The sequence below is a fragment of the Romboutsia sp. 1001216sp1 genome (assembly GCF_039841805.1).
In the GTDB taxonomy this organism is placed as follows: Bacteria; Bacillota; Clostridia; order Peptostreptococcales; family Peptostreptococcaceae; genus Romboutsia_C; species Romboutsia_C hominis.
The window spans coordinates 73,646-84,726 of sequence record NZ_JBDPHA010000011.1; the positions used below are offsets into that span (position 1 = coordinate 73,646).

Consider the following 11,081-nt stretch of genomic DNA (forward strand, 5'->3'; position numbering starts at 1 on the left):
ACTTTATCTCCCTTTTTTAATGTTCCTATTTTTGAGTGAGATGTTGATGGTCCACTTCTTACATTTAAAAATTCATAGTTTACTACTTTTGTTTCTTTTACGCTTTCATTATTTGAGTCTGGCTTTTCAGGATTTGTATTTGATGGATTACTTAAATATCTACTAGATACATAAGAAACTTTTCCATTGTAATTTATTTTACTCCATCCATTACTTTCTGATATAACCCCTACCTTATCTCCTCTATTTAGTTTTCCAACTATAGAATGAGATGTTGATGGTCCACTTCTTACATTTAAGAAGTCATAATTTACTACCTTTGTAGTATTCGCTCTAGTATTTATATTAGAATCTGAAACTTTTTCTAAATAATCACTATATACATAACCTATTCTTCCATCATATTTAACTTTAGACCATCCATTGTTTTCTGATATTAATTCTAATATTGTTCCATTTTTTAATTTAGTTATAGCTCTATAACTAGTACCTGCACCATTTCTCATGTTAAGTCCTTCTATTGTAACTCTTCTTTGGTTATCTGAAGAAGGATTATCATTTGATTCATTATTAGATAATGATATGTATGTAGATGACGCCCATCCAGTATTTCCTGTATTAGTTTTTATTTTGTACCATCCGTCTGTTTGTTCTTCAATTGATACTTTTTCATCCTTTTTAACACTAAATATTACTGCATGACTAGTTGAAGGTCCACTTCTTACATTTAAATAACTTGTTGTAACAATTCCTGTTAAATCAGAAGCATAAACACTACTTACGGTCATAGGCACTGCTGCTAGTGCTGCTAATGCTATCTTTTCTTTCATCTATATTCTCTCCTTGTGGATAAATTTGACATTATATACGATTAGTATAATTATACGACAGTATATTTTTTTAGTAAATCTTATCCGACAAATAAAACTAAAATTTTGTAGTTTTTTTGTAACTTTTTCTAGAAATATAGAGAAATTTATATTTTAAAACATTTTTATTTGAAATATTTTTTATTAAGTACCTCTGCACATTTTACACCATATGGAACTTTTTTAAGTCCAGTTTCTTTTTTAAATACTTCTACTAAATTTTTATTATTTTCAATATAGCTTTTATGATTTGGATAAATTATTGGATATTCTAAATAAGACATAAAGTACTCTAAATCCCTTCCACTACATCTTTTCCAATATCCATCCCAAAGTGTATTATTTATATAGTCCCATTGTTCTATTGCCTTTCCATTTTCTATAAAGTATTTTATAGGGTCTGGAATAGGACTTGTATTTTTTTTAAATTCAAAATCTAATTCACATAATTCTTTTATATATTCTGTTATTTCTTCATTTAAATTTTTCATATTCTTTTCTAATTTTTCTATTCTTACTAAATCTACTTTTAATGAACTTTTTTTATATGCCTTTGCATATATTTCTAGTAATTTATAATCTTTATCATTTATCATATATCTCTACCCCTAAAAATATATTTATTATAATATTTTGATAAAGTCTATTGTTTACCTCTTTTTTAAACGATAAATTGTTTGTATTTCTATATTTTATAAATTCCTTCTATCATAATATATACTATGTTATAGTAAATTCATAATATGTAATTAATTTAGTGGTTTTGGAGGATATTTATGAAGATAGGAGTTATAGGACCTTTAGATTCTAGTAAAAAAATAAAAGAATATTTAAATGAAATAGATAATGATTTAGAGATAAAATTATATATAAGAGAAAAGTTAGTAGATGCACCAGAAGTAATAGTAGATTGTGAAAATGAATGTGATGGGATAATATTTACAGGTTGTGGAGTTTATGAGTCTGTTAAAGCTAAGTATAAAATAAACTTGCCTAATGTTTTTGTATCAAGAGGTAATGCAAGTATTGTTAAGGCTCTTTGGCAAATAAAAAACAGTAATATAAATTTTAATAAGTTTAGTATAGATGTAGTTGATAATGAGATTTTAAGTGATGCTTTATATGAAATTGACTTTGATATTAATAATGTATATTCTATGCCTTATTCTAATGATATTTCTGAAATGGATTATGCTAAATGGCATATTGATTTATTTGAAAGTAAAAAAACAGATGTAATGCTAACTGGACTTGCAAATGTTTATAATTGCTTAAAATCAAAAGGATATCCAGTATTTAGACTAGAAGCAACTAGACCTCTTATAAGAGTAAGTTATAATGAACTAAAAAGTAAGTATGAATTAAATAAAGCTAAACACTCTCAAATAGGTGTAGAGATTCTTAGTTTAGTAGATTATAAAGAAAGTATGGACAAGTATTACTCTAATATGATTAAAAGATGCGACCTTGATAAAATTATAGTTGAATATGTTAGAGATATACAAGGTTCAGTATTTAATTTTGGTAGAGATGAATACATAATATTTGCTCATAAAGGTGCTATTGAAAATGATATAAACTACAATAAATTATTTAGTTTAAAAAATGAAATAAAATCTATTGGATTTTCTCTTGCTGTAGGTATTGGTATTGGAAATACTTCATATCAAGCTGAAACAAATGGATATAAAGCATTAAAACGTTCTTTAGATTCTTCTGATTTTGATATATTCTTAATTGATGAAAATGAGTTTTTAAAAGGTCCACTAGGACTAGATAGTGAAATTAACTATTCACTTATAGCCTCTGATGAATATACAATAGATATTTCAAAAAAATCAGGACTAAGTTGTGAATCAATATCAAAAATTATAGCAATAAGCAATACTAGACAAAGTAAAATATATGATACAAAAGAGTTAGCTACATACTTAAATATAAGTGATAGAAGTGCTAGAAGAATTTTAAATAAATTAGTTTCAAAAGAACTAGCAAGAGTATGTGCAAAGGAAACTAGTGAAGGCGGAGGTAGACCTAAAAACCTTGTAGAACTTTTATTTTAGTATATAAAAAAGGGCTTATTAAAAGCCCTTTTTATTTTTAATTACTTAATTATATAGTTCTGTCGTACTTTTCTAAGAAGCTTAGGTACTCTTCTTTAGTCATTACAGGAGTGAAGTTATTTAATATTTCATTAGCTTCTTTTGCACCATCAAATAATAAATCTACAACAGTCATAGCCATAGACTTTGCAGGTACTATATATGCTAATTCTTCATCTACTATTTCATACTCTCTAGTATGAAGTGCACCCTTTATACCACCTACCATTGGGTGAAGTGTTGGCATTAGATGAGATATATCACCAAAGTCAAATGAACCTGTAAAATCTCCACCGTCAACTATTTTTTCTGATTCTATTCCTAAATCAACTAAGTTATCACTAAATAATTTATCCATATCTCTATAACGAAGTATTGGTAAATATCCTGGTATTTCAGTTAATACTACCTCTGCTCCAACTGCATTACCACCTGCTATTAATGCTCTATTTATTCTCTCACTAGCATCTATCATACCCTCTATAGTTCTAGCTCTTACATATGATTCCATTTGAACATCAGCAGGTACAACATTTACTATATCTCCAGCTTTAGTTAAAATTGGATGGAATCTAACTCTTTCAGATTCTTTAAATGTTTCTCTTAGTGCATTTACATTATTTATAGCAAGCATTGCTGCATTTAAAGCATTTATTCCTTCATGTGGTGCTGAACCTGCATGTGATTCTTTTCCTATAAATTGAACTTTCTTTCCTATAAATCCATTACTTTCTGGACCTACTAATGCCTTATTTTCTCCCATATCTAATGAATGGAACATCATAGACATATCTATATCATCAAAATATCCTTTTTTAACAAGTTCTTGCTTTCCGCCAAAGTAAGTTATTTCACCTTTATCTTTTAATGATTGTCTATATTCTAACTCTATAAATTCCTCTGCTGGAGTAGCCATAAAAGATACTTTTCCATCAAGATTATCTAATACACCACTTTTAACTAATCCAACTGCAGCACCTAACATACCAGCTATTTGTATATTATGTCCACAAGTATGAGATGCACCTATTTCATTAGAATGTTTGTGCTCTTTACAAGATATTCCGTCTAATTCTCCTAATATAGATACATGAGGTCCTTTTTTATCACTATTTGCAGTAGCCATACATCCTGTAACAGCTATATTTTTTTCTACTTCTAGTCCTAATTCTTCACTTAAAAAGTTTGCTACAGCTTCAGTAGTTTTATATTCTTTATATCCATATTCTGGATTTTCATATATTCCACGACCTACTTCTATTATTTTATCTCTATTTTCATCTATTATTTTTATAATTAGTTCTTTTAATTTAGCTTTATTCATAATTAATTCCTCCCAAAACATAAATATTTGTATTATATTAAACTATATAACCCCTTGCATTTTTAGTACTATATGTCCTATAGTTGCACAAGCAAAGAATATTGTTGTGAAAACTACTAAAGATATAACTACTATTTTCCAAGACATTTTCTTTAATTCTTCTATTTTATTACCTACAGATATTCCGGCAAATGCTAGTAGCGGTGTAGTTATAGCCATAAAGTTTATATTTGCAACTTGCTCATTAAATACATCTGATATTGGGTTTCCTGGAATACTAAGTACTAACCCTATTATTGTTGCAAATCCAAATGCAGGAAATATTGATTTTGGAAACATATCTTTTAATATCATTGCTGCCATAGCTGCTGCTATCATTATTAACATTCCTGGAAGAGCTGTAGTTATTGCTACTCCCTTACTTATATACTGTCCTATTAAGATCATAGCCCCAACCATTAGCATTACTATAAGTTGATGTAAACTTCTTTTAACATTTATATTAGCAAACATTTTTTATCCCTCTCTTTACTAAGCTACACTATTTTTTGATGTTTCTTTAGACTTTCTACCTAACTTAGGCTCTAAAACTTTATATAACTTATTTGTAAATGGTAAAGTTATAAATACTAAGAATATTAGTCCAGTTAAACTAGACATCATATTACTTGTAGCCCCATATGAAAGTATGGTATCAACCATAGCAGGATCAGCTGCTATTTCTGGTACTTTTGTAAGTGCTGCTGAAGCTGCAGTCATCATACTACCACTACCAACTCCTGTTGCCATACCAAGTGCATATGGATGAAGACCTGTATATATTGAAACAGAACCTAGTATAGAGAAGTATATAGTTCCTATTACTGTTCCCATTAAATATGTACCTAAAACACCACTACCTTCTGGTGAATTTATTCCGTATTTTTCAGATATAACTCCTAAAGAAGTTTCACGACTTATACTAGAACAAGCCCCCACAGCTTCTCTTTTAAATCCAAATAGTAACGCTAAAGGAAGTGCTACTATAGGTGCTAGTATATGTCCAAATTCTTGAGCTAAAAATGCTGGTCCTGCTTGTATTATTTTTGCAAGATTTGGACCAACTGTTGAACCATACTTTATTCCAAGTAAAACAAGTGCAATTCCAACAACATCTCCAGCTATATTTATTTCTTTTTCCCCAACCATTTCTTTTAATACTTTTATTTTCTTCCCTAATAAATCTGGTGTGATTATAATTCCAATAATTACTGCGTATAACATTGGGAATAATACTAAGGCTACAGAACCTAGCTTAACTGTATACTCTCCAATAAATTCGCACCCTACAACTATTAATAAAGTTGCAAGCATAACTTTCATAAGACTTTTGTTATTTTCCATATTTCCTCCCTAAAAAATATAAGTATTTAACTAAGACAAAGTTCCCCTTTTTAAAGAATACGTTTGCCTATTTTCAAAAATAAAAACTTTACATAAAATATTTAAAGCTTTATTTTTGACATGTCATTAAGTTGTCCGTAATTAAAGAATAAAATATTTGGAGATTTTTGTCAATATATTTTTCATCTTAAACATTTGTATTTAAAAAATATTTATTTCAAAATGTTATTGACAAAATTTGTATAAAGTGATAATTTTTAAAAGTCAACTTTAGTATAGATTAACTTAATGTTAACTAATATCAAGAAAAGGGGTAGGTAAATTGAAGAAAAAATTAGTTGGTATCTTAGTAGCATCTAGTATGATGTTAATGGTTGGCTGTAGTGCAAAAGAAAGCAATAAAACGGAAGCTGAGGAAATCAAAAAAGTATTTGTATATGGTAGTTTAAGAAGTGATATGTTTAACTACGATATATATTTAGACGGAAAAGTAACGAAAAATGATAAAGCTACTATAAAAGGTGATTTATCCCATATAGAAAATAAGGGGTACCCTGCTGTAACACTAGGAAATGGTGAAGTAATTGGGGAGTTAATGGAATTTAAAGATTTTGATTCTACTTTAAAAGAATTAGATGAATTAGAAGCTTATGAAGTAGGAAAAGAAAATGAAAATGAATATAATAGAGAAATAGTAGATGTTAAGTTAGAGGATGGAACTACAGAAAAAGCTTATTATTATGAGTATAATCCTCCAGCTGAATACAATAAAGATGATAAATTAGTTCCAGTTAAACATGGAGACTGGAAAGTATATATGGAAGAAAATAATAAAAAATAATGATTATATTAAAAAATAACACTCCATGTATATTATATGGAGTGTTATTTTTTAATTATTTAATAAACTAATTTAAATATTATTTTCTATTTTCTAAGAATTTAACTAAGTTATTAACTGTAGCCATATCACTTCTTTCTAAGTCTGTTGGCTGAAGTACTATTCCTAATCTAGATTCTATTTCAAGTAATACTTGTATTATAGCTAATGAGTCTAAAAGCTCTGCTTCAAATAAATCAAAATCTAAATCGTCTCTTATTTCATCACTACCTAAAACATCTTCAAATATTTCTATAACTGTTTCTTGCATTTTATGTCCTCCTTAAATTAAGCAAAATATCCTGAGAATATTAGTAGTCCAAAACATGCTATATTAAATGTTACAAATATTTGCACATATTCAAACCATTTCTCTTTTTTATGCTTTTTGTAGAATTTGGATTTTTTCTGATATATATCTGTAAGAACTAATGCTAGACCTTGATATATACCATATACTATATAAAACCATGTTAAACCATGCCAAAATCCCATAACTAACATTGTTATCATTTGAGCAACACGACCTGCTGTAGCTCTGTTTTTAAATCTTTTCTTTCTCATAGAAGATATTAAATATCTTGAGAATATATAATCTCCAAACCATCTAGAAAGACTTATATGCCATCTTGTCCAGAATTCTTTCATATCTTTACTTATAAATGGTTTGTTAAAGTTATCTGGTGCTTTTATACCAAATATATAACTTGTACCTACTGCAAATAAACTATATCCTCCAAAGTCAAAGAATAAATATAAACTATAAGCATACATATAGCTTAGTGCATTTTTAAAAGTTATATCAGTAGGTATTTTTGACATCCAATAAACATTTATTAAAAATGCTATTACAAACTTATATCCAATCCCCATAAATATTTTTTTAATACCTGGAGCTAAATATTCATTTATATATTCACTTCTTGATATATTTTTTTCTAATTCTTTTTCAAATCTTCTTGATCTATCTATTGGTCCTGAACTTAATGTTGGGAAAAATAGTACAAAGTAAATCATATCTAATAATTTTACTTCTTTTATTGCTCCATCATAAATTTCTATAACCATTTGTATTGTTCTAAAGTTTAAATAAGATATTCCTATAAAACCAATAGTCCCCATTGATGTATATGGTGATAATTTATTAATTATTATTGGAGACATTGATGCTAATAAAAATAATCTATATACAAGTTTACTGTCCGTTTTCTTTCTTACATATTCATATCCTTTAACTACTATAACTTCAATTACCATAAAGGCTATTAAGAATTTTAGGTGTACATTTACTCCAACTATTAAAAGTATCATAAATGCAGTTGCTATCATTCCATAGTACTTTATCTTTTTTTCACAAAGTCCTAATATTATAGCTGGTATTGACGTTAATAATAATATATAAAGATAAAAATAATCTCCATATTGTGAAAAAGTCATTAAATTTCCTCCATAAGTTTCTTTCTATCTATTTTTCCGTTTATGTTTGTTGGGAATTCATCTATAACCTTTATATTTCTAGGAATCATATATGATGGTATATATTTTCCTAATTCTTTTTTGATTATCATCCCATTTTTAAGATTGCTTAGGGAGTTCTTTTCCTTTAATTGTACTATACCTGTTAAGTATGCTATTTTTTCATCCTTATAAACTGGTATAACTACTGCATTTTTTATATTTTCAACTTTTCTTAAGTTGTTTTCTATATCTTCTATTTCTATCCTAAATCCATTTAATTTTATTTGGAAATCTTTTCTACCGTAGTAGTATATTCTTCCATCTAGAAGATATCCTATATCTCCGGTTTTATAAGCTCTATGTTTTACTCCATCTATTTCATCAAAGTAAAATACTTCATTAGTTTTTTCTTCATTGTTGAAGTATCCTTTTGAAACTGAAGGTCCTATTATTACTATTTCACCTTTTTCACCTTCACTTAGTTCATTTCCCTCTTCATCTATAATTTTTATCTTACAGTTTTCCATAGGGAATCCCACAGGTAAGCTTTTTTCATCTTCTACTAATTCCATAGTCATATCATTTACACTTACTCCAACAGTAGCTTCAGTTGGTCCGTATCCATTTATAACTCTAGTATTTTCAAATCTTTCTAAAAGTTCTTTTGTTAAACTCTTTGGAAGTGCTTCACCTATAAATATCATAGATTCAAGTTTTGGTAACATTTCACTATTAAAGCTCTTTTCTGTTACACAAACACCTGCAAATGATGGTGTTGAAACCCATACTGCCATATCAGATTCACCAAATTGTCTAAATAGTTCCTTGTAGTCTGCTAATACTTTCTTTGTTAAAGAGAATAAAGTAGCACCATGAACTAATCCTGGATATATAGATGTAACTGATAAGTCAAATGAATATGCTGCTTGATTCATTATTACTTTTTCACTTCCATCTATGTTTAAGTATGGACTAATCCAATCAACAAAGCTATCTAAGTTGTTTGAACTTATTTGAACTCCCTTTGGCTTTCCTGTACTTCCTGATGTAAATAAGATGTATGCATTTTCATCATCCTTTACCCAGTTAGATTTATCTATCTCTTTATTTTCATATTTTTTTATAATTTCTTTTAATTCATTTTCATTAACTACATTTAATCCATCTAAGTTTACTTCACTAAAGTTAAATACAACTTTTGGCTTAATTTCACCAGTTACATCATATACTCTATCTAGTGGGAAACTTATATCAAGTGGTACATATGCTCTTCCTGATTTTAAGGCACCTATCATACATGCCATTATCATATTTTCCTTGTTTCCATATATAACTATTGGTGTGTTATCTTCATGTATCTCTTTTAAATATAAAGCTATTGCTTCTGAGTACTTATCTAAATCTTTATAAGAAAGACTTTCATCATTACATTTTAATGCTATCCTGTCTGTATTTGCGTATTTTTTTATACCTTCAATGATTTTCATTAGTAATCCTCCTTATTAAAATTCATTATATATAAATGGTAATTCTTTAAATGATGTAAATGTCATCACTAATATAGCTGCTATTATAACTATTGTTAATGTAATACTTATCATTAAGTATTTATTGTTGATCAAATTTTTTAAATAATTTTTCACAAACATCTACCCATCCTTTCGTACCAAGGTGCATAACATCCCTTAAGTAATACTTTTCAGTTTCTTTGTCTCTTAAATCTATAACATCAAAACCTTTTTGTTTTGCCATTTTCTCTGCTTTATCATAAAAAGCATGTCTTTCTTCTCTTGATATTCCTGTTAAGTTATAGAACTTGTCCATAGCTGGAAGCATAACAACTACTGGCTTTATTCCTAAATCTTTACATACTGATAATGTTAACTCATAATCATCAAATTCTCTTGATTCTAATAGATTAACATAATCGTATCTACCTTTCATTTTATCTAGGTTTTTACCAAAGTTTTTCTCATAGTACATTTTGTCTATACATAAATCATTGTTTCCAACTCTTTTTTTAGCATCTTCAATTGCTTGTTTTGTTTCATTTTCCCAGTTAATAGGCTCTCCTTTTTTAACTTCTTTTTTCTCAGGAGCTCTTAATAACTTTCTAAATAACATTCCCTTGTCTTTTAACACTACTTCAAATTGTCTTGCTTTAAAGTAAGGGTGTAATATAGTCTTTTCTACTTTTGAAATGAATGAATCACTAATATATAACTTTGCATATACAGCTTCTGGCTTAAACTCTCCAGATCCAGCTAATAGCTCAATTGTTCTTTTTGCAAACTCCTCTTTATTTTCCTTTGATATTTCAGGATTTTGTAAAAAGGCATAGAATTGAACAGGTGAAAATCTACCTTGATAATGTTGAGGTGTAACACCTTCTTTATCCATAAACCACTGCATAGAAAGTAGTAATACAACTTTTTTATCTTTTATATTAGGGTCTGTACTCCCAATTATAGTTGCATCTTGTAAATTTTGAGTATATGCCTTCCCTATTGTAAAAACTCCATTTTTACTTCTATGTGTATTGAAATAGTAAGTAGGATGTTGCTTTGTAGCAAGTCCTAACTCTGATGATCCTATCATCATAATATCATTTTGCTTTAAAAGATGATTATTTAATATAATTCCCTTATCCTTTTCCGAGCTTAGAGGATAATTCATTACAGGAATTAAGTCTTTTTTATTTAATAGGTCTTTTATTTCATGATCTAAGAATTTGTCTAACCCAAATAAAAATAATCCTCCTATTAATACCGGCACAATGAAATAAGTTATTTTTTTCATATTTCTCTCCTCTAATTTAATCGTAATACCTAACTATTTTATTACTTTATCGACATATATTCAATAACACTTTTGTAACTTTATGTTTTTTTAAGGTATTTTTAAGGTTTTTTTAAATTATTTTTAAAATCATTTTACACTTAAATATTTTATTTTTAGCATATTTCAAATAAGAAATATAAGTTTTTATGGAGTAGATTTATTTTTTAGTAGATTTATAAGCTCATCAACAGACATATTTTCTATAGTATCTTCTAATAAATCTT

The 11,081-nt window shown here is 27.7% G+C and carries 11 protein-coding genes; 2 read left to right on the forward strand and 9 right to left on the reverse strand.

Annotated features, from left to right (window positions below):
* Both ABHC41_RS11200 and ABHC41_RS11205 read right to left on the reverse strand, forming a co-directional pair.
* Window positions 1-830: SH3 domain-containing protein (locus ABHC41_RS11200; protein ID WP_272013380.1), on the reverse strand; the 830-nt coding region annotated here is incomplete at its 3' end.
* A 164-nt stretch (window positions 831-994) separates the two neighbouring features.
* Window positions 995-1,465: a hypothetical protein gene (locus ABHC41_RS11205; protein WP_092924715.1), complete on the reverse strand. Its 471-nt coding sequence runs from the start codon at window positions 1,463-1,465 to the stop codon at window positions 995-997.
* 180 nt (window positions 1,466-1,645) lie between these two features.
* Here ABHC41_RS11205 and ABHC41_RS11210 point away from each other — a divergent pair, with 180 nt between their 5' ends.
* Window positions 1,646-2,932 (forward strand): transcriptional regulator, encoded by a 1,287-nt coding sequence (locus ABHC41_RS11210; protein ID WP_271892260.1) that lies wholly within the window; start codon window positions 1,646-1,648, stop codon window positions 2,930-2,932.
* Window positions 2,933-2,981: 49 nt separating this feature from the next.
* On the opposite strand, the gene ABHC41_RS11215 is transcribed toward ABHC41_RS11210, so the two are convergent.
* The 3 genes from ABHC41_RS11215 to ABHC41_RS11225 are packed head-to-tail and all read right to left on the reverse strand — an operon-like array spanning window position 2,982 to window position 5,678.
* Entirely contained in the window at window positions 2,982-4,295 is a 1,314-nt protein-coding gene (locus tag ABHC41_RS11215) for an amidohydrolase (protein WP_271892262.1), read from the reverse strand.
* Between the two features lie 42 nt (window positions 4,296-4,337).
* Window positions 4,338-4,808, reverse strand: a complete 471-nt coding sequence (locus ABHC41_RS11220; protein ID WP_271892263.1) for a hypothetical protein — start codon at window positions 4,806-4,808, stop codon at window positions 4,338-4,340.
* An 18-nt stretch (window positions 4,809-4,826) separates the two neighbouring features.
* Window positions 4,827-5,678 carry a DUF3100 domain-containing protein gene (locus tag ABHC41_RS11225; protein WP_271892265.1) on the reverse strand — a complete coding sequence of 284 codons (852 nt, stop codon included), beginning with the start codon at window positions 5,676-5,678 and terminating at the stop codon, window positions 4,827-4,829.
* Window positions 5,679-6,000: 322 nt separating this feature from the next.
* On the opposite strand from ABHC41_RS11225, the gene ABHC41_RS11230 reads away from it, so the two are divergent.
* Complete coding sequence (locus ABHC41_RS11230; RefSeq protein WP_271892267.1) at window positions 6,001-6,519, forward strand: gamma-glutamylcyclotransferase family protein; 519 nt, start codon at window positions 6,001-6,003, stop codon at window positions 6,517-6,519.
* Window positions 6,520-6,598: 79 nt separating this feature from the next.
* On the opposite strand, the gene dltC is transcribed toward ABHC41_RS11230, so the two are convergent.
* The 4 genes from dltC to dltD form a co-directional block, all read right to left on the reverse strand.
* Entirely contained in the window at window positions 6,599-6,829 is a 231-nt protein-coding gene (gene dltC, locus ABHC41_RS11235; RefSeq protein ID WP_092924705.1) for a D-alanine--poly(phosphoribitol) ligase subunit DltC, read from the reverse strand.
* A gap of 17 nt (window positions 6,830-6,846) precedes the next feature.
* Entirely contained in the window at window positions 6,847-7,995 is a 1,149-nt protein-coding gene (gene dltB / locus ABHC41_RS11240) for a D-alanyl-lipoteichoic acid biosynthesis protein DltB (protein WP_271892269.1), read from the reverse strand.
* The gene (gene dltA / locus ABHC41_RS11245; protein ID WP_271892271.1) at window positions 7,995-9,503 is read right to left on the reverse strand and encodes a D-alanine--poly(phosphoribitol) ligase subunit DltA; all 1,509 of its coding nucleotides are present in this window, start codon (window positions 9,501-9,503) and stop codon (window positions 7,995-7,997) included. Before dltA ends, dltB begins: the two co-directional genes overlap by 1 nt.
* Before the next feature lie 121 nt (window positions 9,504-9,624).
* On the reverse strand, window positions 9,625-10,815 hold the full coding sequence (dltD, locus tag ABHC41_RS11250) for a D-alanyl-lipoteichoic acid biosynthesis protein DltD (RefSeq protein WP_195237319.1): 1,191 nt from the start codon (window positions 10,813-10,815) through the stop codon (window positions 9,625-9,627).
* Window positions 10,816-11,081 lie beyond the last annotated feature (266 nt).